At 72.2% G+C, this 26,023-nt stretch carries 18 protein-coding genes and 1 tRNA gene; 14 read left to right on the top strand and 5 right to left on the bottom strand.

Going from position 1 to position 26,023, the window contains the following annotated elements:
* The first annotated feature begins 38 nt into the window (after positions 1–38).
* The 5 genes from gltB (at position 39) to ACODR5_RS05740 (ending at position 8,555) form a co-directional block, all read left to right on the top strand.
* Positions 39–4,619 carry a glutamate synthase large subunit gene (gene gltB, locus ACODR5_RS05760; RefSeq protein ID WP_488983004.1) on the top strand — a complete coding sequence of 1,527 codons (4,581 nt, stop codon included), beginning with the start codon at positions 39–41 and terminating at the stop codon, positions 4,617–4,619.
* Entirely contained in the window at positions 4,612–6,069 is a 1,458-nt protein-coding gene (locus tag ACODR5_RS05755) for a glutamate synthase subunit beta (protein ID WP_460815513.1), read from the top strand. The genes gltB and ACODR5_RS05755 overlap by 8 nt, the downstream gene beginning before the upstream one ends.
* A gap of 92 nt (positions 6,070–6,161) precedes the next feature.
* Complete coding sequence (pyk, locus tag ACODR5_RS05750) at positions 6,162–7,610, top strand: pyruvate kinase (RefSeq protein ID WP_488983003.1); 1,449 nt, start codon at positions 6,162–6,164, stop codon at positions 7,608–7,610.
* A gap of 65 nt (positions 7,611–7,675) precedes the next feature.
* A tRNA-Leu gene (locus tag ACODR5_RS05745) sits at positions 7,676–7,758 on the top strand.
* A 185-nt stretch (positions 7,759–7,943) separates the two neighbouring features.
* On the top strand, positions 7,944–8,555 hold the full coding sequence (locus ACODR5_RS05740) for an ANTAR domain-containing response regulator (RefSeq protein ID WP_449853144.1): 612 nt from the start codon (positions 7,944–7,946) through the stop codon (positions 8,553–8,555).
* 30 nt (positions 8,556–8,585) lie between these two features.
* On the opposite strand, the gene ACODR5_RS05735 is transcribed toward ACODR5_RS05740, so the two are convergent.
* Positions 8,586–8,999 (bottom strand): hotdog fold thioesterase, encoded by a 414-nt coding sequence (locus tag ACODR5_RS05735; RefSeq protein ID WP_449853143.1) that lies wholly within the window; start codon positions 8,997–8,999, stop codon positions 8,586–8,588.
* Between the two features lie 47 nt (positions 9,000–9,046).
* Here ACODR5_RS05735 and polA point away from each other — a divergent pair, with 47 nt between their 5' ends.
* The 6 genes from polA (at position 9,047) to ACODR5_RS05705 (ending at position 19,348) form a co-directional block, all read left to right on the top strand.
* A complete protein-coding gene (gene polA / locus ACODR5_RS05730) occupies positions 9,047–11,677 on the top strand; it encodes a DNA polymerase I (protein WP_488983002.1) in 2,631 nt (876 codons plus the stop codon).
* A 27-nt stretch (positions 11,678–11,704) separates the two neighbouring features.
* Complete coding sequence (locus tag ACODR5_RS05725) at positions 11,705–13,372, top strand: DUF885 domain-containing protein (RefSeq protein ID WP_488983001.1); 1,668 nt, start codon at positions 11,705–11,707, stop codon at positions 13,370–13,372.
* A 126-nt stretch (positions 13,373–13,498) separates the two neighbouring features.
* Positions 13,499–14,848 carry an MFS transporter gene (locus tag ACODR5_RS05720; RefSeq protein WP_488983000.1) on the top strand — a complete coding sequence of 450 codons (1,350 nt, stop codon included), beginning with the start codon at positions 13,499–13,501 and terminating at the stop codon, positions 14,846–14,848.
* 9 nt (positions 14,849–14,857) lie between these two features.
* Positions 14,858–15,643 (top strand): SGNH/GDSL hydrolase family protein, encoded by a 786-nt coding sequence (locus ACODR5_RS05715; RefSeq protein ID WP_488982999.1) that lies wholly within the window; start codon positions 14,858–14,860, stop codon positions 15,641–15,643.
* A 48-nt stretch (positions 15,644–15,691) separates the two neighbouring features.
* A complete protein-coding gene (locus ACODR5_RS05710) occupies positions 15,692–18,259 on the top strand; it encodes a helix-turn-helix transcriptional regulator (RefSeq protein ID WP_488982998.1) in 2,568 nt (855 codons plus the stop codon).
* A 42-nt stretch (positions 18,260–18,301) separates the two neighbouring features.
* On the top strand, positions 18,302–19,348 hold the full coding sequence (locus ACODR5_RS05705) for an LLM class flavin-dependent oxidoreductase (protein ID WP_460815525.1): 1,047 nt from the start codon (positions 18,302–18,304) through the stop codon (positions 19,346–19,348).
* Positions 19,349–19,383: 35 nt separating this feature from the next.
* On the opposite strand, the gene ACODR5_RS05700 is transcribed toward ACODR5_RS05705, so the two are convergent.
* Together ACODR5_RS05700 and ACODR5_RS05695 are read right to left on the bottom strand one after the other, a co-directional pair.
* Positions 19,384–20,907 carry a deoxyguanosinetriphosphate triphosphohydrolase family protein gene (locus ACODR5_RS05700; RefSeq protein WP_449853136.1) on the bottom strand — a complete coding sequence of 508 codons (1,524 nt, stop codon included), beginning with the start codon at positions 20,905–20,907 and terminating at the stop codon, positions 19,384–19,386.
* A gap of 70 nt (positions 20,908–20,977) precedes the next feature.
* A complete protein-coding gene (locus tag ACODR5_RS05695) occupies positions 20,978–21,823 on the bottom strand; it encodes a DUF4440 domain-containing protein (RefSeq protein ID WP_449853135.1) in 846 nt (281 codons plus the stop codon).
* Positions 21,824–21,942: 119 nt separating this feature from the next.
* Here ACODR5_RS05695 and ACODR5_RS05690 point away from each other — a divergent pair, with 119 nt between their 5' ends.
* Positions 21,943–23,427, top strand: a complete 1,485-nt coding sequence (locus ACODR5_RS05690) for an HNH endonuclease signature motif containing protein (protein ID WP_488982997.1) — start codon at positions 21,943–21,945, stop codon at positions 23,425–23,427.
* A 24-nt stretch (positions 23,428–23,451) separates the two neighbouring features.
* On the opposite strand, the gene ACODR5_RS05685 is transcribed toward ACODR5_RS05690, so the two are convergent.
* Positions 23,452–24,144, bottom strand: coding sequence for an esterase/lipase family protein (locus ACODR5_RS05685; protein ID WP_449853317.1), 693 nt, complete (start codon positions 24,142–24,144; stop codon positions 23,452–23,454).
* Between the two features lie 69 nt (positions 24,145–24,213).
* Positions 24,214–24,480, bottom strand: a complete 267-nt coding sequence (locus tag ACODR5_RS05680; protein WP_488983011.1) for a helix-turn-helix domain-containing protein — start codon at positions 24,478–24,480, stop codon at positions 24,214–24,216.
* A 45-nt stretch (positions 24,481–24,525) separates the two neighbouring features.
* Between ACODR5_RS05680 and map the strand changes: the two genes are divergently transcribed.
* Positions 24,526–25,269, top strand: a complete 744-nt coding sequence (gene map, locus ACODR5_RS05675) for a type I methionyl aminopeptidase (protein WP_488982996.1) — start codon at positions 24,526–24,528, stop codon at positions 25,267–25,269.
* 73 nt (positions 25,270–25,342) lie between these two features.
* Positions 25,343–25,945 carry a hypothetical protein gene (locus ACODR5_RS05670; RefSeq protein ID WP_488982995.1) on the top strand — a complete coding sequence of 201 codons (603 nt, stop codon included), beginning with the start codon at positions 25,343–25,345 and terminating at the stop codon, positions 25,943–25,945.
* Positions 25,946–26,023: the final 78 nt, after the last annotated feature.

Here is a 26,023-nt window from a genome sequence, read left to right as displayed (position 1 = left end):
GCCGCCCCGCTCAGCAACAACCTCAAGGACGGTCAGCCATGGCATCGAGCCCGCGCAACGTCGCTCCCGTCGGCGGATCCCTGCCGGCCAAGCAGGGCATGTACAACCCCGCGTTCGAGAAGGACGCGTGCGGTCTGGCGATGGTGGCCACCCTCCGCGGCGAGCCCGGCCACGACATCGTCGATCTGGCCCTCACCGCGCTGCGCAACCTCGAGCACCGCGGCGCGATCGGATCGGACGCGGGCACGGGCGACGGTGCGGGCATCCTCACCCAGATGCCCGACGCGTTCTTGCGCGTCGTCACGGGCTTCGAGCTGCCCCCGGTGGGGGAGTACGCCGCCGGCATGGCCTTCCTGCCCCGCGAGGACGAGGCCAGGGCCGAGCTGAAGCGCGGCATCGAGCGGATCGCGCAGACCGAGAACCTCGTGGTGCTCGGCTGGCGCGAGGTGCCGGTGGAGCCGGAGCACCTCGGAAAGCTCGCCGACGACGCGCGCCCCGCGTTCGAGCAGCTCTTCCTCGCGCGCCCCGCCGTCGGCGACGAGCCCGCGCTGTCGGGCATCGCGCTCGACCGCCGCGCCTACCGCCTGCGCAAGCGCGCGCAGCACGAGCTCGGCGCCTACTTCGTGTCGCTGTCGAGCCGCACCCTCGGCTATAAGGGCATGGTCACGACGCTGCAGCTCGAGCCGTTCTACCCCGACCTGCAGGACGAGCGCTTCGCGACCGAGCTCGCGGTGGTGCACAGCCGCTACTCGACCAACACGTTCCCGTCGTGGCCGCTCGCGCAGCCGCTGCGCATGCTCGCGCACAACGGCGAGATCAACACCGTCGGCGGCAACCGCAACTGGATGCGGGCGCGCCAGTCGCAGCTCGCCTCCGACCTGCTCGGCGAGATCGAGCCGCTGCTGCCCATCACGAGCGACACCGAGAGCGACTCCGCGTCGTTCGACGAGGTGCTCGAGCTGCTCACGCTCACGGGCCGCAGCCTGCCGCACGCCATGCTCATGATGGTGCCGGAGGCGTACGAGAAGCAGGCCGACATCGATCCGGATCTGCGCGCGTTCTACGAGTACCACTCGCTGCAGATGGAGCCGTGGGACGGCCCCGCCTCGCTGCTGTTCACGGACGGCACTGTGGTCGGCGGCATGCTCGACCGCAACGGACTGCGTCCGGGCCGCTGGACGGTCACGACCGACGGCCTCGTCGTCGTGGGCAGCGAGACCGGCGTGCTCGACTTCGCGCCCGAGCGCATCGCGCGCCGCGGCCGGCTGCTGCCCGGCCGCATGTTCCTCGTCGACACGGCGCAGGGGCGGATCATCGGCGACGACGAGATCAAGCGCGAGCTGGCGACCATGCACCCCTGGCGCGAGTGGCTCGACGCGGGCGGCGTGCGCCTGGCCGACCTGCCCGAGCGCGAGCACATCGTGCACCCGATCGCCTCGATCAACCGGCGCCTGCGCACCTTCGGCTACACGGAGGAGGAGGTCCGCATCCTCCTCACCCCCATGGGGCGCACGGGCGCGGAGCCGATCGGCGCGATGGGATCGGACACGCCCATCGCCGTGCTCAGCGACCGGCCGCGGCTGCTGTTCGACTACTTCACGCAGCAGTTCGCGCAGGTCACGAACCCGCCGCTCGACTCCATCCGCGAGGAGGTCGTCACGAGCCTCCGCCTCGGGCTCGGACCCGAGGGCAACCTGCTGTCGTGGGGACCGAAGCACACGCGCATGGTCGGTCTGGACTTCCCCGTGATCGACAACGACGAGCTCGCGAAGATCCAGCACATCCACTCGGCGCTGCCCGGGCGCACGTCGGTGACGATCCGCGGCCTGTATCGCGTGGCGGGCGGGCACAAGGGCCTGCGCAAGCGCCTCGAGCAGATCTGCGACGAGGTCGACAACGCCATCGAGGACGGCGCGGAGTTCATCGTGCTGAGCGACCGCGACAGCAACCGCGACCTCGCGCCCATCCCGTCGCTGCTGCTCGTGGCGGCCGTGCACCACCACCTCATCCGCAACTCCACCCGCATGCGGGTGGGGCTCGTCGTCGAGGCCGGCGACGTGCGCGAGGTGCACCACGTGGCAACGCTGCTCGGCTACGGCGCGTCGGCGGTGAACCCGTACCTCGCGATGGAGACCGTCGAGAACCTCGTGCGCCGCGGCGCCATCACGGGCGTCACGCCCGAGAAGGCCGTGAAGAACCTCATCTACGCGCTCGGCAAGGGCGTGCTGAAGATCATGTCGAAGATGGGCATCTCGACGGTGTCGTCGTACACGGGCGCGCAGGTGTTCGAGGCCGTCGGGCTCTCGCAGGAGCTCATCGACGCCTACTTCACGGGCACCGAGTCGAAGCTCGGCGGCATCGGCCTCGAGCAGATCGCGGCCGAGAACGCCGCGCGGCACGCCTTCGCCTACCCGGAGGACCGCGCCCCGCGCGTGCACGAGCGGCTGTGGACCGGCGGCGAGTACCAGTGGCGCCGCGACGGCTCGCCGCACCTGTTCAACCCCGAGACGGTGTTCCGCCTGCAGCACTCCACGCGCACGAAGCGCTACGACATCTTCCGCGAGTACACGCGCCTCGTCGACGACCAGGCCGCCGAGCTGAAGACGCTCCGCGGGCTGTTCAAGCTGAGGACCGCCGGGCGCAAGCCCGTGCCGATCGACGAGGTCGAGCCCGTCTCGTCCATCGTGAAGCGCTTCTCGACGGGCGCGATGAGCTACGGCTCCATCTCGAAGGAGGCGCACGAGACGCTCGCGATCGCGATGAACCGCCTCGGCGGCAAGTCGAACACGGGCGAGGGCGGCGAGGACGTCGAGCGCCTCGTCGATCCGGAGCGCCGCAGCGCGATCAAGCAGGTCGCCTCCGGCCGGTTCGGCGTGACGAGCATGTACCTCGCCGAGGCCGACGACATCCAGATCAAGCTCGCCCAGGGCGCCAAGCCCGGCGAGGGCGGCCAGCTGCCGCCCGGCAAGGTGTACCCGTGGGTCGCGCGCACGCGCCACGCGACGGCCGGCGTCGGCCTCATCTCGCCGCCGCCGCACCACGACATCTACTCGATCGAGGACCTGAAGCAGCTCATCTTCGACCTCAAGCGGGCCAACCCGAAGGCGCGCATCCACACGAAGCTCGTCAGCCAGTCGGGCATCGGCGCGGTCGCGGCCGGCGTGGCCAAGGCCCTCAGCGACGTCATCCTCGTCTCGGGCCACGACGGCGGCACGGGCGCGAGCCCGCTGAACTCCCTCAAGCACGCCGGTACGCCGTGGGAGCTCGGGCTCGCCGAGACGCAGCAGACGCTCATGCTCAACGCCATGCGCGACCGCGTGGTCGTGCAGGTGGACGGCCAGCTCAAGACGGGCCGCGACGTGCTCATCGGCGCGCTGCTGGGCGCGGAGGAGTTCGGCTTCGCCACGGCGCCGCTCGTGGTGAGCGGCTGCATCATGATGCGCGTGTGCCATCTCGACACCTGCCCGGTGGGCGTGGCCACGCAGAACCCGGTGCTGCGCGACCGCTTCACGGGCAAGGCCGAGTACGTGGTCAACTTCATGGAGTTCATCGCGCAGGAGGTGCGCGAGTATCTCGCCGAGCTGGGCTTCCGCTCGCTCGACGAGGCGATCGGCCGCAGCGACCTGCTCGACGTCGACGGCGCGATCGAGCACTGGAAGGCGAGCGGCCTCGACCTCTCGCCGATCCTGCACGGTCCGCAGTTCGCCGAGGACGAGCCGCGCCGCCACCGGCGGGCGCAGGCGCACGAGCTCGACGAGCACTTCGACGTGCAGCTCATCGAGCGCGCCCGCGACGTCATCGCGCACGGCGGCCAGGTCGAGATCGACCTGCCGGTGCGCAACACGGCGCGCGCGGTCGGGACGATGCTGGGCCACCACGTCACGAAGGCGCACGGCGAGCAGGGCCTGCCCGCCGGGTCGATCACCGTGTCGCTGCGCGGCTCGGCCGGACAGTCCTTCGGGGCGTTCCTGCCGAGCGGCATCACGCTGCGGCTCGAGGGCGACTCGAACGACTACGTGGGCAAGGGCCTCTCGGGCGGGCAGATCGTGATCCGCCCGCCGCGGGGTGCGGCGTTCGACGCGTCCGAGAACGTCATCGCCGGCAACGTCATCGGCTACGGCGCCACGCGCGGATCGATGTTCCTCAGCGGCGTGGTGGGGGAGCGGTTCTTCGTGCGCAACTCCGGCGCCACCGCCGTGGTCGAGGGCGTGGGCGACCACGCGCTCGAGTACATGACCGGTGGCCTCGCCGTCATCCTCGGGCAGACCGGCCGCAACCTCGGCGCCGGCATGTCGGGCGGCACGGCGTACGTGTACCGGCTGGACGAGACGCTCGTCAACGCCGACGCGCTGCGCACGGGCGAGCTCACGCTCAGCCCGCTCGGATCCGGCGACGCCGAGATCCTGCGCGACCTGCTGGAGCAGCACGTCGAGCAGACCGGCTCGGCGCTCGCGCGGCGCCTGCTGGACGACTTCGAGAACGAGACGGCGAACTTCGTGCGCGTGCTGCCGCGCGACTACGCCGCCGTCATGGAGACCCGCCAGGCGGCGGTCGCGGAGGGGCTGGACCCCGACGGCGACGTCGTCTGGAACCGCATCCTGGAGGTGACCGGTGGCTGATCCCAAGGGCTTTCTGAAGGTGACCGAGCGGGAGCTGCCCGCTCGGCGCCCCGTGCCCGTGCGCATCCTCGACTGGAAGGAGGTGTACGAGCCGGGCGACTCGGCCGTGCTCCGCCGCCAGGCGAGCCGCTGCATGGACTGCGGCATCCCGTTCTGCCACCAGGGCTGCCCGCTCGGGAACCTCATCCCCGAGTGGAACGACCTGATGTACCGCGGCGAGGGCCGCGACGCGATCGAGCGCCTGCACGCGACGAACAACTTCCCCGAGTTCACGGGGCGGCTGTGCCCCGCGCCGTGCGAGAGCGCGTGCGTGCTGGGGATCAACCAGCCGGCCGTCACGATCAAGCAGATCGAGGTCTCGACGATCGACGAGGCGTTCGCGAACGGCTGGGTCGAGCCGAAGGCGCCGTCGCGCCTCACCGGCAAGACCGTGGCGGTCGTCGGATCCGGCCCCGCGGGCCTGGCCGCGGCGCAGCAGCTCACGCGCGCCGGGCACACGGTGGCCGTGTACGAGCGCGACGACCGCATCGGCGGCCTGCTGCGCTACGGCATCCCCGATTTCAAGATGGAGAAGCGCCACCTCGAGGCGCGCCTGCGCCAGATGCAGGACGAGGGCACGAAGTTCCGCGCGGGCGTCACGATCGGCGTCGACATCAGCTGGGACGAGCTGCGCAGCCGCTACGACGCCGTCGTCATCGCGACGGGCTCGACCCTGCCGCGCGACCTGCCGATCCCGGGTCGCGACCTCGACGGCGTGCACTTCGCGATGGAGTACCTCGTCGAGTCGAACAAGGCCGTCGCGGGCGACCAGGTGCCCAACCAGATATCCGCGGAGGGCAAGCACGTCGTGGTGATCGGCGGCGGCGACACCGGCGCCGACTGCATCGGCACGGCGCACCGCCAGGGCGCGCTGAGCGTGACCAACCTCGCGATCGGCACGCGCCCCGCCGACTCCCGCCCCGACCACCAGCCGTGGCCCATGACCCCGCAGGTGTTCGAGGTCTCCTCGGCGCACGAGGAGGGCGGCGAGCGGCAGTACCTCGCCACCACGGTCGAGTTCCTGGGCAACGACGCGGGCGAGGTGCGCGCGCTGCGCGTGGCCGAGACGGAGTTCGTCGACGGCCGCCGCGTTCCCAAGAGCGGCACCGAGCGCGAGATCCCCGCCGACCTCGTGCTCATCGCGATGGGCTTCACGGGCCCCGAGCGCGACCTGCTCGAGGAGCAGACGAGCACGCAGTTCACCGACCGCGGCAACGTCGAGCGCGACGGCGACTTCCAGACGACGGTCCCCGGCGTGTTCGTCGCGGGCGACGCCGGCCGCGGCCAGTCGCTCATCGTGTGGGCGATCGCCGAGGGCCGGTCGGTCGCGTCGAAGGTGGACGAGTACCTCATGGGCGAGACGCTGCTGCCCGCGCCGGTGCGACCCACCGACGCTCCCATCGGGCTGTAGCATGGCGAAGGCGGCCGGCATCGGCCGCAACCCGACATCGCGGCCCTCGTGCGGAGGGGCGTGTCGGGCACACATGTGCGGAAGGTGAATCGTTGAGACGTGCCAAGATCGTCGCCACCCTCGGGCCGGCGACGTCGACGAAGGAGACAGTCAAGGAGCTCATCGAGGCGGGTGTGGATGTCACCCGGTTCAATCTGAGCCATGGTGACCACTCCGTCCACGACAACAACTACGCGAATGTGCGGGCGGCCGCCGAGGAGCTCGGCAAGCCCGTCGCGATCCTCGTCGACCTGCAGGGCCCGAAGATCCGCCTCGGCAAGTTCGCGGACGGACCCCACGAGCTCGCCGTCGGCGACATCTTCAAGATCACGGTGGAGGACATCCCCGGGACGAAGGAGATCGTCTCGACGACCTTCAAGGGCCTGCCGGGGGACGTCAAGCCCGGCGACTTCCTGCTGATCGACGACGGCAAGGTGCGCGTCAAGGTGATCGAGGCCGACGACACGGTCGTCACGACCGAGGTGATCGTCGGCGGCCCCGTGTCGAACAACAAGGGCATCAACCTGCCCGGCGTCGCCGTGAGCGTGCCCGCCCTGAGCGAGAAGGACGAGGACGACCTCCGCTGGGGTCTGCGCAAGGGCGCCGACCTCATCGCGCTGTCGTTCGTGCGCGACGCGTCGGACGTGCAGCGCGTACACGAGATCATGGCCGAGGAGGGCCGGTTCGTGCCGGTCATCGCCAAGGTCGAGAAGCCGCAGGCGGTGGACAACCTCGAGGAGATCATCGAGGCCTTCGACGCGATCATGGTGGCGCGCGGCGACCTGGGCGTCGAGCTGCCGCTCGAGGCCGTGCCGATCGTGCAGAAGCGCGCCGTCGAGATCGCCCGCCGCCTCGCCAAGCCCGTCATCGTGGCCACGCAGATGCTCGAGTCGATGATCGAGAACCCCGTGCCCACGCGCGCCGAGACGAGCGACGTCGCCAACGCCGTGATCGACGGCGCCGACGCGGTCATGCTCTCCGGCGAGACGAGCGTCGGCAAGTATCCGATCGTCACCGTCCAGACGATGGCCCGCATCGTGGAGTCGACGGAGGAGCACGGCCTGGAGCGCATCCAGCCCCTCACGGCGCGACCGCGCACCCAGGGCGGCATCGTGACGATGGCCGCCGTCGAGGTGGCCGACTTCGTCGAGGCCAAGTTCCTTTGCATCTTCACGGAGGGCGGCGACTCGGCCCGCCGCATGGCGCGCCTGCGCTCGCGCATCCCGATGATCGCGTTCACGACCGACGAGGCCATCCGCCGCCGCATGGCGCTGACGTGGGGCATCCGCTCGGCGCTCGTCGACCCGGTGGACCACACCGACCGCATGTTCCCGCAGGTGGACGACTACCTGCTGTCGAACGACCTCGCGAAGGTCGGCGACAAGGTCGTCGTGATCTCCGGATCCCCTCCCGGGATCGCGGGATCGACCAACGACGTGCGCATCCACAAGGTCGGCGACGCGGTGCACGGCGCCGCGCCGGTGTACCAGAACGAGGGCTGAGCGCGCTTCGGTGAGAGCGGGCGGGCGCGAAGGCGTCCGCCCGCTTTCCCGTAGGCTGGGACCGGGCCGGCGTGGCGGAATGGCAGACGCGGCGCACTCAAAATGCGCTGTCCTCACGGGCGTGTGGGTTCGAGTCCCACCGCCGGCACGAAGTGACGGTGGTGGGCGAGAACCCACACAGGGCCCCCGCGGCGGAGGCTCCGCGCGCCGCGCATGCGGCGTGTGGAGGGCCGTCGGGGCGGGGTTCGAGTCCCACCGCCGGCACCAACAGGCTCATCCGGCGCGCGCGGGGCGCTCCCAGGTGCGGGCGTGGGCTGAGATTAGGATGGATTCGTGAGCGAAGAGCAGAACGAGCAGGCCACGGCACCGCGACGCGTGGTCGTCGCCGAGGACGAGTCCCTCATCCGCCTCGACATCGTGGAGATCCTCCGCGACAACGGCTACGACGTGGTCGGCGAGGCCGGCGACGGCGAGACGGCGGTCCAGCTCGCGACCGAGCTGCGCCCGGATCTCGTGATCATGGACGTGAAGATGCCGCAGCTCGACGGCATCAGCGCCGCCGAGAAGCTCAGCAAGAACCACATCGCCCCCGTCGTGCTGCTCACGGCCTTCAGCCAGAAGGAGCTCGTCGAGCGCGCGAGCGAGGCGGGCGCGCTGGCCTACGTGGTCAAGCCGTTCACCCCGAACGACCTGCTGCCCGCGATCGAGATCGCCATGGCGCGCCACGAGCAGATCATCACGCTCGAGGCCGAGGTGGCCGACATGGTCGAGCGCTTCGAGACCCGCAAGCTCGTCGACCGCGCCAAGGGCCTGCTGAACGAGAAGATGGGCCTGTCGGAGCCCGAGGCGTTCCGCTGGATCCAGAAGGCCTCGATGGACCGCCGCCTCACCATGCAGGACGTCGCCAAGGCGATCATCGAGCAGCTCGCCCCCAAGAAGGGCTGAGCCCGGGCGGTTCCGCGCCGACCGCTCGTGTCAGGGGCGCTCGTCGCGGATCAGGTTGGTGATCCGGATCGTCGAGCAGCGGCGGCCGTTCTCGTCCGTCACGGCGATCTCGTGCACGGTGAGGGAGCGGCCGAGGTGGATGGGCGTGCACACGCCGGTGACGAGACCGCTCGTCGCGGAGGCGGTGTGCGTGGCGTTGATGTCGATGCCCACGGCGTAGCGGCCCGGGCCGGCGTAGAGGTTCGCGCTCATGGATCCGAGCGACTCGCCGAGCACGACGTAGGCGCCGCCGTGCAGCAGCATGCGCGGCTGCGTGTTGCCCTCGACCGGCATGGTCGCCACGGCGCGCTCGACGGAGAACTCCGTGAAGCGGATGCCCATCTTCTCGGCGAGGGCGCCGAGGCCCCGCTCGTTCGCCCAGGCCAGCTCGTCGGTGTCGCTCATCCCGCTCCTCACACTGCGATGTCCGCCGCCCTCGTTAGGCTGGCAGAGTGACGGACTCCGCAAAGCCTACCCTTCTGGTGGTAGACGGCCACTCGCTCGCCTACCGGGCCTTCTACGCCCTCCCCGTCGAGAACTTCTCGACGAAGGACGGTCAGCACACGAACGGGATCTACGGCTTCCTGTCGATGTTCGTCAACCTGCTGAAGGCCGAGAAGCCCACGCATCTGGCGGTCGCCTTCGACACGGCGCGGGAGTCGTTCCGCACCCGCGAGTACGCGGAGTACAAGGCGAACCGCTCCGAGACGCCCGCGGAGTTCAAGGGTCAGATCCCGCTGCTGCAGGAGTGCCTGCAGGCGATGGGCGTGACCGTGCTCACCAAGCCCGACTTCGAGGCCGACGACATCCTCGCCACGCTCGCGACGCGCGGCGCGGCGGCCGGCTGGAACGTGCTCGTCTGCTCGGGCGATCGCGACGCGATCCAGCTCGTGAACGACGACATCACGCTGCTGTACCCCTCGGTCCAGGGCGTCTCGCAGCTGAAGCGCTACGACCCGCAGGCCGTGCGCGAGAAGTACGGCGTCGAGCCCGAGATGTACCCCGACATCGCGGCGCTCGTCGGCGAGACGAGCGACAACCTGCCCGGCGTGCCCAAGGTGGGCGAGAAGACCGCCGTGAAGTGGCTGACGCAGTTCGGATCGCTCGACGCGCTGCTCGAGGGGGCCGACACGATCAAGGGCGTCGTGGGCGGCAACCTGCGCGAGCACCTCGACGACGTGCGGCGCAACCGCCGCCTGAACCGGCTGCTCCGCGACGTCGAGCTTCCCGTGGAGGTGGAGGACCTCGTCCGGCAGCCGATCGACGGCCAGGCGGTGCGCGACATCTTCGCGCGCCTGGAGTTCCGCGCACTGCTGCCGCGCGTGTTCGAGGCCGCTGGCATGACGGATGAGCCGGAGCCCGCCGCGGTCGTGGCCGCCGCGCCCGTGCCGCGTCAGCTCGAGGCGGCGGAGCTCGCCGCCTGGGTCGAGGCGGCCGCGCCGGGCGAGATCGGCGTCACCGTCACGACGCTGGCCGGACTGCCCGAGCGCGTCGGGCTCGCGACCGCCGACGAGGCCGTCGAGGCGACGTGGTCGGACGAGGTCGCCGCGGCGCTGCGGGAGTGGTTCGCCTCGGACGCGCCGAAGGTGCTCTCGGACGCGAAGGCGCAGATCAAGGCGCTCGGTCGCGCCGACGTCGTCGTGCGGGGGCTCGCCTTCGATCCGCTGCTGGCCGGATGGCTGCTGCGGCCCTCGTTCCCCGACAAGACGCTCGCGCACCTCGTCGAGCGGCTGCTGGGCGAGAAGCTGCCGGAGGCCGATCCGTCGCAGCTCGTGCCCGAGACCGACGGCGCCACCCCCGGCCAGCTGTCGTGGTACGTGCTGCGGGTCACCGCGGCGCTGCGCGACGACCTGCCCGAGCAGCTGCTGCGCGTGCTCGTCGACATCGAGCTGCCCACGGCCCTGACGCTCGCGGACATGGAGCTCGCGGGCGTGGCCGTCTCGCACGCGAAGCTGTCGGACTTCTCGCGCGAGCTCGGCGCGCGGGCCGAGGCACTCGCGCAGCAGGCGTACGCCGCCATCGGCCACGAGGTGAACCTCGGCTCCCCGAAGCAGCTGCAGGAGGTGCTGTTCGAGGAGCTGCAGCTGCCGAAGACCCGCAAGACCAAGACGGGGTACACGACCGACGCCGGCGCCCTCGCCGACATCCAGGAGAAGGCGCCGCACCCGTTCCTCGGGCTGCTGCTGCAGCACCGCGAGGCGACCAAGCTCAAGCAGATCATCGACGGCCTCGACGCGGCCATCGACGACACGGGGCGCGTCCACACCACCTACGTGCAGACGGGCAGCCAGACCGGGCGCCTGTCGAGCACCGATCCGAACCTGCAGAACATCCCCGTCCGCACCGAGGAGTCCAAGCGCATCCGCGCCGCCTTCGAGGTCGGCGCCGGGTACGAGTCGCTGCTGACGGCCGACTACTCGCAGATCGAGATGCGGATCATGGCGCACCTGTCGGGCGATCCGGGACTCATCGAGGCGTTCAACTCGGGGGAGGACCTGCACCGCTTCGTCGGCGCCCGGGTCTTCGGCGTCGACCCGGCCGAGGTCACGTCCGAGATGCGCACCAAGGTGAAGGCGATGTCGTACGGGCTCGTCTACGGGCTCTCGGCCTTCGGCCTGTCCAAGCAGCTGCGCATCGACCAGTCCGAGGCCAAGCAGCTGATGCTCGAGTACTTCGCCCGCTTCGGCGCCGTGCGCGACTACCTGCGCGCGTCGGTCGAGGCGGCGCGCGAGGTCGGCTACACCGAGACGATCTTCGGGCGTCGCCGCCCGTTCCCCGACCTGAAGAGCCCCAACCGCGTGCTGCGCGAGAACGCCGAGCGCGCCGCTCTCAACGCCCCGATCCAGGGCAGCGCGGCCGACATCATGAAGATCGCGCTGCTGCGCATCCACGAGGACCTGCGCGGCATGGGCTCGCGCGTGCTGCTGCAGATTCACGACGAGCTCGTCGTGGAGGTGGCGCCGGGGGAGTGGGACGCCGTCGAGGACATCGTGCGCCGGCGCATGGGCGGCGCGGCCGAGCTGTCGGTGCCGCTGGACGTGCAGGTCGGCCGCGGCTCCGACTGGAACGAGGCCGCGCACTGACGCGCGGCACGACGAAGAACGGATGACATGACCGAACGCACCCCCACCGAGATCGACCGCATCGCCGACGCGTGGGTCGACACGTCCGCGCGCCTGAACCCCGAGCTCGGCACGTACATCGGCCGCGCCGAGGGCCAGGACGGCTTCAGCGACTACAGCCCCGCCGGGCTGGACGCGTGGGCCGACGCCGCGCGCTCCGCGCTCGCGCAGCTGCGCGCCGCCGCGCCGGCGGACGACGTCGACCGCGTGACGCAGCAGGACCTGGGCGACCAGCTCGAGCTCGACCTGCAGCTGCAGGAGGCGCGCTGGCCGCTGCGCGACCTCAACGTCATCGAGAGCCCCTCGCAGCAGGTGCGCAACGTCTTCGACCTCATGCCCACCGACACGACCGATGACTGGGCCACCATCGCGCGGCGCCTGCGGGCGATCCCCGCCGCGCTCGGCGGGTACACCGAGACGCTGCGCCGCGGCATCGCGGAGGGCGACGTACCCGCCGTGCGCCAGGTCGCCGAGGTCGCGGGGCAGATCGACCGCTACACGGCGGGCGACGGCTTCTTCGCGACGCTCGCGGGCGGCGCCGCACCGGCCGAGGGCGAGCTGCCCGCGTCGCTGCGCGCCGAGCTCGACCGCGGCCAGGCCGCCGCGCGCGAGGCGTACGCGGCGCTGCAGGCGTTCCTGCGCGACGAGCTCGCCCCGGTCGCCGGGGAGGCCGACGGCGTGGGGCGCGAGCTCTACGCGCTGCACTCCCGCAGCTTCCTCGGCGCCGTGATCGACCTCGACGAGACCTACGAGTGGGGCGTCGAGGAACTTGCCCGCATGGTCGACGAGCAGGAGCGGATCGCGGACCGGATCCTGCCCGGCGCGAGCGTCGAGGAGGCCATCGCGTTCCTCGAGCAGGACGCGAGCCGCAAGCTGCACGGCACGACGGCGCTGCGCGAGTGGATGCAGCGCACGAGCGACGCGGCCGTGGCCGCGCTGGGCCGCACGCACTTCGACATCCCCGAGCCCGTGCGCGCGCTCGAGTGCATGATCGCGCCCACGCAGGAGGGCGGGATCTACTACACGGGCCCGACCGACGACTTCTCGCGCCCGGGCCGCATGTGGTGGTCGGTGCCCGAGGGCGTCACGGAGTTCGACTCGTGGCGCGAGCTGACGACGGTGTACCACGAGGGCGTCCCCGGCCACCACCTGCAGATCGGCCAGGCGGTGTACAACCGGGCCGAGCTGAACTCGTGGCGTCGCCTGCTTGCCGGCACGTCCGGGCACGCCGAGGGCTGGGCGCTCTACGCCGAGCGGCTCATGGAGCAGCTCGGGTACCTCGACGATCCGGCCGACCGCCTCGGCATGCTCGACGGCCAGCGCATGCGCGCCGCGCGCGTCGTGCTCGACATCGGCGTGCACCTGGGCAAGCAGCGCCCGGACGGCCAGGGCGCGTGGGACGCGGATCACGCCCTCGACTTCATGCGGCGCAACGTGAACATGGAGGACGGCTTCGTGCGCTTCGAGGTGAACCGCTACCTCGGCTGGCCGGGGCAGGCGCCCTCGTACAAGGTCGGGCAGCGCATCTGGGAGCAGGTGCGCGACGCGTACGCCGCGCAGCGCGGCGCCGACTTCTCGATGAAGGAGTTCCACAAGCGCGCGCTCGACCTCGGCGGCGTCGGCCTCGACACCCTGCGGACGGCGCTGGTCGGCTGAGCCACCCCTCAGCGAAACAGCTTCTGTGCGCCGAGACAGCGTCGTTTGCACGCTGTCTCGGCGCGCAATTGCTTTCTCGCGGAATCCGGATGCAGTAAATGTCACGCTGACCATTAGTATGGCGGCATGACCTCCGCCTCGTCGCGCCTCGACGGACTGCCGCTCACCCGCAAGCACCTGCGCGTCCTCACCGGATCGGGTATCGGGTGGGCGCTCGACGCCATGGACGTCGGCCTCATCTCGTTCATCATCGCGGCGCTGTCGGTCGAGTGGGACCTCACGCGCACCGAGACGGGATGGATCACCTCGATCGGCTTCCTCGGCATGGCCGTGGGGGCGAGCGTCGGCGGCCTGCTGGCCGACCGGCTCGGGCGCCGGCAGGTGTTCGCCCTTACGCTGCTCGTCTACGGGATCGCGACGGGCGCGAGCGCGCTCGTCGGCGGGGTGGCGGCGCTGCTCGTGCTGCGTTTCGTCGTCGGCCTCGGGCTCGGCTCCGAGCTGCCGGTGGCGTCCACCTACGTGAGCGAGCTGGCGCCCGCGCGCATCCGCGGCCGCATGGTCGTGGTCCTCGAGGCGTTCTGGGCGCTCGGCTGGACGGCGGCGGCGCTCATCGGCTACTTCGTCGTGCCGCTCGAGAACGGCTGGCGATGGGCGTTCGCCCTCGGCGCCGTGCCGGTCGTGTACGCGCTCGTCGTCCGCTGGGGTCTGCCCGAGTCGCCGCGCTTCCTCGAATCCCGCGGCCGCACGGACGAGGCCGAACGCGTCGTGCAGGCGTTCGAGGTGTCGCCGGCCGTGCTCGGCTCGACGGCGCAGCCGGTCGCCGCGGACTCGGGGCCGGCGACCGCGGGCCCCGCGCGCCGCCCCGGGTTCGCGGACCTCTGGTCGGCGCCGCTGCGGGCACGCACGGCCGGCCTGTGGGCCGTGTGGTTCTGCGTCAACTTCTCGTACTACGGGGCGTTCATCTGGATCCCCTCGATCCTGTTCGACCAGGGGTTCGACCTCGTGAAGTCGTTCGGCTTCACGCTGGTGATCACGCTGGCACAGCTGCCGGGCTACGCCGTGGCCGCGTGGCTCATCGAGGTGTGGGGCCGGCGGGCGACGCTCGCGACGTTCCTCGTCGGGTCGGCGGCGGCGGCTCTGTGCTTCGGGATGGCGGCCGCGGGGTGGCAGATCATCGCCGCGGGCATGGCGCTGTCGTTCTTCAATCTCGGCGCGTGGGGCGCGCTCTACGCCGTCAGTCCCGAGATCTACCCCACGGCGATCCGCGGCACGGGCACCGGCGCGGCGGCGGGCGCCGGCCGCATCGCGTCGATCCTCGCGCCGCTGTTCGTCCCATGGGCGCTCGGCTGGGGGAGCGTCGGCCTGCTGTTCGGCGTGTTCGCGGCCTTCTTCGTGCTCGCCGCCCTCGCCGTGATCCCCCTCGTCGAACGCACCGGCGTGGCGCTCGAGGCGGAGCCGGTCGGCACCGGCACATAGGCTGGGTGCATGGCGGTGCGGTATGTCGCGATCGGCGATTCGTTCACGGAGGGTGTGGGGGACGAGCTGGAGGACGGCCGCCCGCGGGGCTGGGCCGATCTCGTCGCCCAGGGATGGGCGAACGGCACGGGCCAGACGGTGCAGTACGCGAACCTCGCCATCCGCGGCCGGCTGGCGTGGCCCGTCGTCGAGGAGCAGCTCGAGCCCGCGCTCGCGCTGCGCCCCACGCACCTGTCGTTCAACGGCGGCGGCAACGACATGCTCCGACCGCGCACGACGATCGCGCGCATCGCCGACGCCTTCACCCACGTGCTGCGCCGCTGCGACGAGGAGGGGGTGCGCTTCATTCTGCTCTCGGGCGCGAATCCCTCGTCGGGGCTGCCGCTCGGCCGACTCATCCAGCGGCGCGGCGACGAGCTGTCCGCGGCCGTGATCGCGCGCTTCGAGGGGCGCGACGACGTCGTCCGCGCGCTGAACTGGCCCGACCGCGAGCTCGCGACCCCGCCGTTCTGGTCGCCCGATCGCCTGCACATGAACGCCCGCGGGCATCACCGCGTCGCGGCCCGCGTGCTCCACGCACTCGGCGTCCCGGCCGACCCCACGTGGTGGGACCTGCCGGCACCGGCCGACCGACACCTGGGCGCGGGGGAGTACTACCGCGCGCACGTGCTGCCCTGGCTGCGGCGCCGGATCACGCGCACCTCCTCGGGAGACGGGCGCACCGCGAAGTACCCGGAGTGGGTCGACATCGCGCCCACGGGCGCCGCCGCGGCTGACGACCACGCCGAGTCCTAAGTGGCGAGCCTCTGTACGACTGAGTAGCCCTGACGTAGGGTCGGTCGCGTGAGCCTCACCACGACCGTGCACGACGACATCGTCGAATCCACCCTCGGCTACCTGCGCGACGGCACGAGCGTGAGCCTGCGGGGGCTGCCGGGGTCCGGGCGCTCGACGCTGCTCGGCCGCGTCGCGGCGCAGCTGAACGCGGCCGGCTGGAAGACCCTCGAGCTGCGCGGCAATCCCGCGCTGCGCGATCGCCCGCTCGAGGCGCTCGCGATCGCCGGCCTCGTGCCGGCCAACCCCACGCACACCCGCAGCGCCGTCGCCGCCGCGACCGATGCGCTGCTGCGCTCGATCGAGCCGCGCCGCACGGTCGTCGTCGTCGACGACTCGGACGACCTCGATCCCGCCTCGATCGGCGCGATCTCGAGCGCGATCGGCCAGGTGCACACGCCGCTGCTGTCCTCGGCGTCGACGACCCGCCGCGCGCCCGATCTCTCGCTGCCCGCGCTCGTCCGGCCCGGCGTGCGGCTGAGCCTGGCCCCGCTCGTGTACGACGAGTCCGCACAGCTGATCGAGACGATCTGCCGAGGGCCCGTGGACCGCGCGACGGTCGCGCTCATCCACGGCCGCGCCGGCGGGCTGCCCGCCCTCGTGCAGGCGATCGCCGACAACGCGCGCCGCCACGGTCTGCTGCGCCAGGTGGGCGGCATGTGGACGGCCGGCCCCGATCTGTGGACCCCGCAGCTCGCCCGCACGGTCGAGCCGTTCCTGCAGGGGCTGTCGCTGGAGGCGCTGGACGCGCTCATGAAGCTCTCGCTCGTGGGCGCCGTGGACATCTCGGTGGCGCATCGGCTCTCGGACTGGACGCCGCTCGAGGAGCTGGACGAGCGCGGGCTGCTCGCCTTCACCTCCGTCTCCGGCACGGTCTCGGTCGGCGTGTACCCGCCGCTCGTGGCCGATCACGTCAGCCGCGAGCGGATCGGTGCCCGCCGGCTGCGCCTCGTGGGCGAGATCGCCGAGGCGCTCGGGCGCGAGCAGGACGCCTCGCCCTGGCGGGTCGCGACGGGGCGCCCCCTCGCGGGCGCCACCGAGCTGGGTCCCGTCTCCGACACCGAGAGCCGTCGGCTCGCCGATGCCGTGCTCAACCGCGTGATGGCTGAGCGTCACTCCTCCCAGGTGCTCGCCCGGCGCGCGGAGTGGGAGCAGCACCGCGACGCCCGCTCGGCCCTCGCGTACGCGCGGGCGCTCTCGTACCGCGGCACCGATCTGCGCGAGCTCGACGCGATCCTCTCCGACGACGCCCCCGGCGAGCCGCACGACCGGGCGCTGGTGGCCGCGTGGCGGGGCCTCGTCGCCGCCTTCGGGGCGCACGATCTCGCCGGGGCCCTCGCGCGGCTCGAGGGCGAGGACTCCGAGTCGTGGCAGGGCGTGCTCACGGCGGCGGCGCGGCACGTCCGCCTGTTCCTGGATCGTGTGCCGGACGAGCCCGCGCCGGAGGACGTGCGCGATCCCTTCGGCGCCGAGGCACTGCGGCTGACGCGCGGCGAGGAGTTGCTCGCCCTGGGCCGCGGGCGCGAGGCGCTCGCGCACCTCGACGCCGTGGGCGATACCGCGCTCGCGCCGCTCGCGCGCATCGGTCGCGGCCTGGCCCTCCTGCTCGCCGGCGACCTCGACGCGGCCGAGGCGCACGCCACGCGCGCGTACCAGGAGGGGCTGTCGACCCTCGATCCGCAGCTGCTCGTGCCGCACGGCTACGTGCTGGCCCTCGTCCACCTCTTCCGCGGCGACGAGCGCGCGATGCGCGAGCACCTGGGGCCGCTTCTGTCGGTCGGCGCCACGCCGCTCATCCACACGCAGTACGAGATCGGCACGCTCGTCCTCGCCGCGCGGGCGGCGGCGCGCGTCGGGCGGACGGGCGCGGCGCGATCCCTGGCCGACCAGGCGCGGGCGTCGGGGCTGCCGACCGGCCCGTTCCCCCTCATGGTCGCCGCGCAGGCGACGGCCCACGCGCGTCTCGTCGAGGGCGAGTCCGCGTCGTCCGTCGCCGACGAGCTGTGGGAGCAGTTCGAGCAGCTGCGGGAGCGCCGCTACCTCGCCGCCGCCGTCGTCGCCGGCATGCGCGCGGTCGAGATCCATCCGGACGCCGCGCGCGCGGCGGAGGTGGCGCAGCTCGCCGACGCGGCCGACAGCCGGCTCCTCACGCTGATCGGGCGCTGCAGCGAGGCCCTCGCCTCCGCCGACGGCGCGGCCGTCGCCCGCACGGGCGAGGAGCTGATCAAGGCGGGCATGCGCGGCTACGGGCTCACCCTGCTCGCGGCGTCCGCGCGCATGCTCGCGGCGACGGAGCCGGATCGTGCCGCCGACATCCTGCGCCAGGCGCGGCGCCTCGCCACCAAGCTCGGCGGCGACTTCCCGCGCGTGGTCGATCCCGTGCCGCCGCGCTCGGCGCTCACGGCGCGCGAGCGGGAGGTCGCCGAGCTCGCGGCGCAGGGCATGTCGAACCAGGAGGTCGCCTCGACGCTCATGCTCAGCGTGCGCACCGTCGAGAACCACCTGCACCGCGCGTTCCAGAAGCTCGATGTCACGTCGCGCGCCGCCCTCGGCGAGGCGCTGCGGGGCACGGAATGACGGATCGGGAATGCCGGGGGATCCATGACGTTGAATGAATCCATGAGCACCGTACCGGGTCGCAAGAGCATCGGCTTCCTCTCGTTCGGGCACTGGACGCCGCATCCCGAGTCGGGCACGCGCAGCGCCTCCGACGTGCTGCACCAGTCGATCGACCTCGCGCAGGCGGCCGAGGACGTGGGCGCGGACGGCGCGTACTTCCGCGTGCACCACTTCGCCCGGCAGCTGGCCTCGCCGTTCCCGCTGCTGGCGGCGGTCGGCGCGCGCACGAAGCGCATCGAGATCGGCACGGGCGTGATCGACATGCGCTACGAGAACCCGATGTACATGGTCGAGGACGCCGGCGCCGCCGACCTCATCTCGGACGGACGGCTGCAGCTGGGCATCTCGCGCGGCTCACCCGAGCAGGTGATCGACGGCTGGAAGTACTTCGGCTACCAGCCCGCGTCGGACGACGACGCCGACGGCGCCGAGGCCGCCCGCCAGAAGACGCTGCTCCTCTTGCAACTGCTCGAGGGCCAGGGCTTCGCGCAGCCGAACCCGCGGCCGATGTTCCCGAACCCGCCGGGGCTGCTGCGCCTCGAGCCGCACTCGGAGGGCCTGCGCCAGCGCATCTGGTGGGGCGCCGGATCGGACGCCACGGCCGTGTGGGCCGCGGAGCACGGCATGCACATGATGACCTCCACCCTGAAGTGGGACGAGTCGGGCGAGCCGCTGCACGTGCAGCAGGCGACGCAGATCCGCAAGTTCCGCGAGGAGTGGGCCAAGCACGACTGGGGCTTCGAGCCGCGCGTGTCGGTGTCGCGCTCGATCTTCGCGATCACGAACGACATGGACCGCCGCTACTTCCTCGGATCGGGCGAGCGCAGCGACAGCTTCGGCTACATCGACGAGTCCACGCGCGCCGTGTTCGGTCGCTCGTACGCGGCCGAGCCGGACGAGCTGATCGACGAGCTGCGCCGGGACGAGGCGATCGCCGAGGCCGACTCGCTGCTGCTCACGGTGCCGAACCAGCTCGGCGTGGAGTACAACACCCACGTGATCGGGTCGATCCTCACCCACGTCGCGCCCGCCCTCGGCTGGCGCTGACCCGCCCGGGCCGGGCGGCTTCGTGGCTGCCCGGCTCAGAGGCCCTGGCCGGCCTCCCACAGGCGCTCGGTCTGACCCGCGAGCAGCGCGTCGAGCGAGCTCGCCTGCGCGTCGGTGAGTGACGCGACGTAGTCGATGATGCCGCGGCCCACCGCGAGGCGGCGCAGCTGCGTCACGTCGGTGGTGTCGAGCAGGTCGGGCTCCTCGCGGCGGAGCCGCATGTAGTCGTCGGTGGCGAGCTCGACGACGTCGACGAGGCGGCGCGGCGCCCGGCGGGCGTCGTGCGCGTCGTCCAGCCACGCGGCGAAGCCGTCGACGAGGCGCTCGAGGACCGAGGCGCGCCCGCGCTGGTACACGGCCAAGTCCGGGCGGTGCAGGATGAAGCGCTGGTGCAGGAACTTCAGCACGGCGACCTCGTGCCATGCCGTGCGGTCGAGGCTGACGTGACCGGATCGGGTGTCGGGGGAGCGGTGCACGCGCACGCGGGCCTGCAGGTGCGCGATCCATCCGCTCGTGAAGCGCGCGAGCCCGCGCTCGGCGGCGAGCGAGCCGTCGAACGGCCGCAGCAGCAGGCCGTCGACGACCTCCTCCGACACCTTCGCGACCGCCGCCTCGAACGCGTCGGGGTCCGCGATCCACGGGTCCTTCTGCTCCAGTCGCCGCCACAGCAGCTCGAGCGAGCGGCCGGGCACGCGCTCGTCCGCGCGCAGCTCGGCGAGGTCGGCGCCGCGCAGGTGCGCGAGCTCGGCGCGCCAGGTGCGGAACTCTGCCGCGATGATCGCCTGGTCGAGCAGGCCGGCGCGGTAGAAGTCGTCGAGGTCGTGCAGCGAGTAGGCGATGTCGTCGGCGATGTCCATGACCGAGCACTCGACGGTCTGCTGGCCCTGTTCGATCCGGGGATAGGCGGCCAGCGCCTCGCGCTGCTCGTCGATGTCGAGCGCGTAGTACGAGAACTTGCCCGACCCGCCGCGGCGGACGCCGCCCTCGCCCCGCCGCCACGGGTACTTCAACACGGCGGCCCGCACGGCGGCCGTGAGGTTCAGGCCCACGCCGGGCTCGTCGAACTCGTCGAGGCGCGTGATGATGCGGAACGTCTGCGCATTGCCCTCGAAGCCCTCCCAGAGCCCGAAGCGCTCGCGCGCGAGCCGGTCCAGGGTCTGCTCGCCGAGGTGGCCGAACGGCGGGTGCCCGAGGTCGTGCGCCGCGGCCGCCGCCTGCACGACGACGGGATGGCAGCCGCCCAGCTCGGCGACGATCCGTCCGTCGTCGCCCGGCAGGCTCGACAGGTGCGTCGCGATCGCGCGCGCCACCGCCGCCACCTTGATGGAGTGCGTGAGCCGGTTGTGCACGGCCAGGCCGGCGCCCGTCTGCGAGATCACCTGCGTCACGGCCGACAGGCGCGAGTAGTACGGCGAGAAGCGGATGCGCTCCACGTCGACGCGGTACTCGGGCTGCTGCTCCGCGCTCTGGAACTCGTCGAGCGGTTCGGGGATGCGCCGGGCGGCGCGCGGGTCGGCCGGGCGAGCGATGCCCTGGCCGGCGTCAGCGGTGATGGCCATCACCACAGTGTCGCAGAGCGCGCGGGGGTGGCTCATCGCGCCGCGTCGGGCGCGCAGCCGGTGTCGGCGGTCAGCCGGCGGCGTCGGGCAGCGGTGTGGCCTGGTGGTGCACGAGCCGCCAGCCGTCCGCGTCGCGCCGCCACAGCGACGAGCGGCGGGCGTGCCGACCCGCGCGCTGCGAGAGCCACGTCACGAGCACCAGGCCCGTGCCGAGCGACCGGGCCTGGACCTCGCGCATCTCGATCGCGTCGGTGCCGGCCTCGTCGGTGCCGGCCTCGTCGCGCACGGTCTCGTTGCGCAGCAGGTCGACGATCTGCGCGCGGTCCCAGATGCGGCCCGATGCGCCGATCTCGGTGAAGTCGGCCGCGAGAAGCGACTCGAGGCGCGCGCCGTCCCGCCGCACGGCGGGGTCCTGCAGCTGCCGCTCGTTCTCGATGACCTCCGCGATCCCGTCGTCGCCCGCTGCCGGGGCTTCGCTTCGGAATCCCGGGCGCGCGCTGCGCTGCTCGAGGGTCTCGAGCTCCTGGAACAGCGTGACCTGAAGGTCGCCGGGGGTGCGCAGCCGGGAGTTGAGGGAGCGCCAGGGCGTCTCGCGGGGCGCGGCCTCCAGCTGCGCACCTGCGTCGACAAACCGGTCGGTCGTCGCCGCGGCGTCATCCACCTCGAACCCGACCCGCATCCGGTCGCTCGTGCCACCGTCGGTCTCGATGCCGTCGATCATCTCCACCTGTGCCCGGTTGGCGATCTCGAGGGTGGCGGCACCGGCGTCGAGGATGGCGACGCGCGCGCCGCCGTCCCCGTGGAACGCCGCCTGCTCGCGCAGCCCGAGCACGTCGCGGTAGAGGCGGAGGGTCGCGTCGAAGTCGTCCACCGCGACGACGAGTCGCAGCTGTCGCACCGAGGGGGAGTCGCTCATATGGCCACCCTAGGGCGGGTGCGGGTCCCGCGTGGCTGACCTGTGGAGCGGGCTGGCGACTTATCCCCACCCCGTACATTTCTTCGATGGTTGTCGGGGGTGGCTGGGAGAATCGGGGTATGGAAAGAGACACGGTCTTCTGGGAGCCCACGGCGTCGGAGCGCGCCGAGACGGGCCGGATCGTGTCGCGCCTGCAGGTGGTGCGGGCGGAGCGGGCGCGGTTGGAGGCCGAGGAGGCGCGCCTGCTGGGCCGGGCGTTGGATATCGCGGTCGGGCAGGTGGAGCGTGCGGGTGCCCCGCCGGAGTGGGACATGCCGGTGCGGTCGATGGCCGCGGAGGTCGCCGCGGCCCTGCGGGAGGGGCCGCGGACCGTGGAGAACCGCATGGTCGACGCCGCGCTGCTGGTGCGGGACTTCCCGGCGACGCTGGCGCAGGTGGAGGAGGGCCGGCTGCCCGGCCGTCACGCCGCGGTGCTCGTGGCCGAGGGCACGCGGATCGGGGACGCGGCGGATCGGCGGGAGTACGAGGCGCGGGCGCTCGGTGTCGCGGAGGAGGCGACGGTGGCGGGGCTCAAGCCGATGTGCCGGGCGATCGCCGACGCGTTCCTGGAGGAGTCCCTCGCGCAGCGCCACGAGGCGGCCCGGGCCCGGCGGGGTGTGCGGGTGACGGCGCTGGAGGACGGGATGGCCGAGCTGCGGCTGACCGCACCGGTGCCGCTGGTGCAGGGCATCCACGACCGGCTGACCACGATGGCGCGGACGGTGATCGCCGAGCGGGATGCGTTCGGACGGACTGCCGGTACCGACGCGGGGACGGCGGAAGGTGCCGGTGCGGCGGCTGGGCCCGACAAGCGCCGCATCGATGAGCTGCGCGCCGACCTGGCGTGTGACCTGCTGCTCGCCGGCGCACCCAGCGGGCACATCGTCGAAGACGGCACCGGGCAGGACGTGCTCGCGCAGGTACGCGGCACGATCCACGTCACCATCCCCGCCCACGTCCTCACCGACGGCCGCATCCACGCCGACGCGGTCCCCGGCACGACGGCCGGCAACTCCATGCGCGAGCACCGGCACGAGCGGCGCGGGAGTTCCGGGTTGCACCGCGGCGCCCGGCGCCCGAGCGGCGTCCCCACGGCGGGCGGGGAGCCGATCGATCCGGCCACGGCCCGCCGGCTCGCGGCCGAGGTCACCGCGTGGGAGCGGCTGTTCCTCGACCCGAACACCGGGGCGCTGCTGACCGTCGATCACTACACGCCCACTGCGGCGCAGCGGCGGTTCCTCCGGGCCCGCGACGAGCACTGCCGCTTCCCCGGTTGCCGGCAAGCCGCCCGACGGTGCGACGCCGACCACATCCACCCGCACTCGCGGGGCGGCCCCACCGACGTGACCAACCTCCAGAGCCTGTGCAAGCGACATCACATGCTCAAACACCATTCACCCTGGCAGGTACGACATCTCGTCGGGGGAGAACTCGAATGGACCAGCCCCCTCGGCCACCACTACACCGGCCGACCGACATCGGGCGTGCGGTTCACCGAGACGGCCGTGCCCGAGAGCAGCGCCGCACCAGGCAGGCACTCTGCCGCCGACTGGGTCGCCGGGTGACCGCCCCTGGTTCGGCGGCCCGCCTCAGCCGGCGGCGGGCTCGGCCATCGCGGCGACCTCGGCGATCACGCGCGGGTGCGCCAGGATCCGGAAGTGCCCGCCCGTCTCGAGCATCACGTTGTGCGCCCCCGGAAGCTCGCTGCCGCCCGGGATGTGCGGGTCGAAGCGGCCGTACAGCGAGACGATCCTCGCGTTGACCGTCGTCTCGCGCGCGAGGGCGAGGATCGTCGCATTGCGGGGCGAGAAGCTGCGCAGGGTGGGCGAGACCATCAGGCGGGCGTACCGCGATCCGCCGAACGGCGTGGCCACCGCGATCATGCCGCGCACGCGCGCGGCCGCCGGCGTCAGCGCCATGACGTGCTTGCCGATCAGACCGCCCTTGCTGTGCGCGACGAGCACGACGTCGTGCAGGTCGTGCGCCTCCAGGTACTCCGCCACGAGCTGCGCGCCCGTCGCGACCGGCCGCCGATTGTGCCGCAGCGGATCGACGACATGGACCGGATGCCCCCGCTCATGCAGCGCGACGATGAGCGGCTGCAGGAACGTCCACGTCTCGTACACCCCGGGGATCACGAGCACCGGCGCGAGCCCTCCCGCGCGGAACCGCCGCGGATCGGTGCGGTTCGCGAACGCGCGGGCCTGCCAGACGGCGGCGTATGCGTAGTCGCGGACCCACCACCCGGCCGCGCGCAGGGCGGGCACGGGTGCGATCGGCATGGTGGCCATCCTCTCCGCTGCGCGCCGAGCGCGCGACCTCTTGACTCCTCGGCGGAGGACCAGTCCGGGTCAGGAGGCGAGCGACTCCGGCTCCGACGCGCGCATCTCGGCCCAGATCTCGTCGAGCGAGATGTCGAGCGCGTCGGCGATCGCGGCGATCGTCGGGAAGGCCGGCGTGGCCACGCGGCCCGATTCGATCTTGCGCAGCGTCTCGGGGGAGACGTCGGCCTCCCTCGCGAGCTCCAGGATCGTGCGGGAGCCCCGGGCGCGCCGCAGCACCGCGCCGAGGCGCTCTCCGCGCGCGAGGTCCTCATGGGTGAGGGGCAGGCGAACCATCATGACTCCAGGGTATCGGGATTCTTTGACCGGTATAGTTATTGGATGATCGAGATCCTCACCCCCGACCAGCTGCGACGCGCCCGCGACACCGGCGCGCTCGTCGGCGACATCCTCCAGACGCTGAAGCGCCGCGCGACGCCGGGGGTGAACCTGCTGGACATCGACCGCTGGGCGGCGGAGCTCGTCCGAGAGGCCGGAGCGGACTCCTGCTATGTCGACTACGCCCCGCGGTTCGGGCGCGGACCGTTCGGCCATCACATCTGCACCGGGGTGAACGACGCCGTCCTGCATGGCCGCCCGCACGACTACCGCCTCGCCGACGGCGACCTCCTCTCCCTCGACCTCGCGGTCTCGCTGCGCGGCGTGGCGGCCGACGCCGCCGTCAGCTTCATCGTGGGCGAGGCGCGCGATCCCGAGAGCGCGCACCTCATCGAGACCACCGAGCGCGCCCTCGACGCCGCGATCGCCGTCGCGAGGCCGGGAGCGCGCGTGGGCGACCTCTCGCACGTCATCGGCGGCGTCCTCACGGAGGCGGGCTACCCGGTGAACCTCGAGTTCGGCGGGCACGGGATCGGGACGACGATGCATCAGGATCCGCACGTGGCGAACCTCGGCAGGCCCGGCCGCGGGTACCGACTGCGCCCCGGTCTCATGCTCGCGCTGGAGCCATGGGTGATGGCCGACACCGATGAACTCGTCGTGGATCCCGACGGCTGGACGCTCCGCAGTGCGACGGGGGCCCGCACGGCGCACACCGAGCACACGGTGGCGATCACGGAGGACTGATGCGAGGTTCTCACCCTCCCGCGAAACCCGGCATGATGATCCGCAGGGGAGGACGGACCGAGATGAGCCAGGCGTGACGCAGTACGGATTTCCCGTACGACCGCCCGCGCCGCCGCCGCCACGGCCGCGCCGCAAGGTCAACGGGTGGGCACTCGGCCTGGGCATCGGCTGCAGCGCCATGCTGCTCGTCACCGCGCTGGTGGTCGTGCTCGCCGTGCTCGGCTTCCGCGGCCTGTTCGTCCTGGACAACCGCCTCTCCGCGCAGGACCTCGACGACCTCGAGGCCGCCATCTCGGCGGAGCTGCCTCGCGACTACCGGGTGACCGACGTCTACGGCTCCGGCTCCAGCTGCGAGCAGCTCTGCCAGCAGATCCACGTGAACCTCGAGACCCCGCAGGTTGTCGCGGGCGGCGTCGTCCGCGATCTGCTGACCACCACTCGCGCCCGCTACGACGAGATGGGCAAGGACGGCTCGGTCCACTTCTGCTTCACATCCGACAGCGGCGAGCGCCTGCGCGACAACGACGACGAGCTGACGCCCTATGAGCAGAGCATCTACGACGCGTTCCACGAGGCGGGTCTCGAGGGCGACGACGGCGATCCGGACACCGTCGACGACTACTGGGACTTCGACGACTGCATCATCGTGCGCACCGATCGGATGCCCTCCTCGTGACGCCGCGGCGCGGGAACGCCCGGACGCATCAGGAATCGAGAAGCGGCCGCGCGGCGCCGCGCGTAGCGTGTGGGACGA

The organism is Microbacterium sp. FG3 (genome assembly GCF_057809335.1).
The sequence above is the reverse complement of the archived record's forward strand: the minus strand, read 5'-3'. Positions and strand labels throughout refer to the sequence as shown.

What these genes read in the sequence shown, in the direction of transcription:
- ACODR5_RS05705 (WP_460815525.1), top strand. Translation starts at nt 18,302, where the DNA reads ATGAGCACCGTACCGGGTCGCAAGAGCATCGGCTTCCTCTCGTTCGGG.
- ACODR5_RS05700 (WP_449853136.1), bottom strand. Translation starts at nt 20,907, where the DNA reads ATGGCCATCACCGCTGACGCCGGCCAGGGCATCGCTCGCCCGGCCGAC.
- gltB (WP_488983004.1), top strand. Translation starts at nt 39, where the DNA reads ATGGCATCGAGCCCGCGCAACGTCGCTCCCGTCGGCGGATCCCTGCCG.
- ACODR5_RS05690 (WP_488982997.1), top strand. Translation starts at nt 21,943, where the DNA reads ATGGAAAGAGACACGGTCTTCTGGGAGCCCACGGCGTCGGAGCGCGCC.
- ACODR5_RS05725 (WP_488983001.1), top strand. Translation starts at nt 11,705, where the DNA reads ATGACCGAACGCACCCCCACCGAGATCGACCGCATCGCCGACGCGTGG.
- ACODR5_RS05735 (WP_449853143.1), bottom strand. Translation starts at nt 8,999, where the DNA reads ATGAGCGACACCGACGAGCTGGCCTGGGCGAACGAGCGGGGCCTCGGC.
- ACODR5_RS05685 (WP_449853317.1), bottom strand. Translation starts at nt 24,144, where the DNA reads ATGCCGATCGCACCCGTGCCCGCCCTGCGCGCGGCCGGGTGGTGGGTC.
- ACODR5_RS05680 (WP_488983011.1), bottom strand. Translation starts at nt 24,480, where the DNA reads ATGGTTCGCCTGCCCCTCACCCATGAGGACCTCGCGCGCGGAGAGCGC.
- ACODR5_RS05715 (WP_488982999.1), top strand. Translation starts at nt 14,858, where the DNA reads ATGGCGGTGCGGTATGTCGCGATCGGCGATTCGTTCACGGAGGGTGTG.
- map (WP_488982996.1), top strand. Translation starts at nt 24,526, where the DNA reads ATGATCGAGATCCTCACCCCCGACCAGCTGCGACGCGCCCGCGACACC.
- ACODR5_RS05695 (WP_449853135.1), bottom strand. Translation starts at nt 21,823, where the DNA reads ATGAGCGACTCCCCCTCGGTGCGACAGCTGCGACTCGTCGTCGCGGTG.
- ACODR5_RS05720 (WP_488983000.1), top strand. Translation starts at nt 13,499, where the DNA reads ATGACCTCCGCCTCGTCGCGCCTCGACGGACTGCCGCTCACCCGCAAG.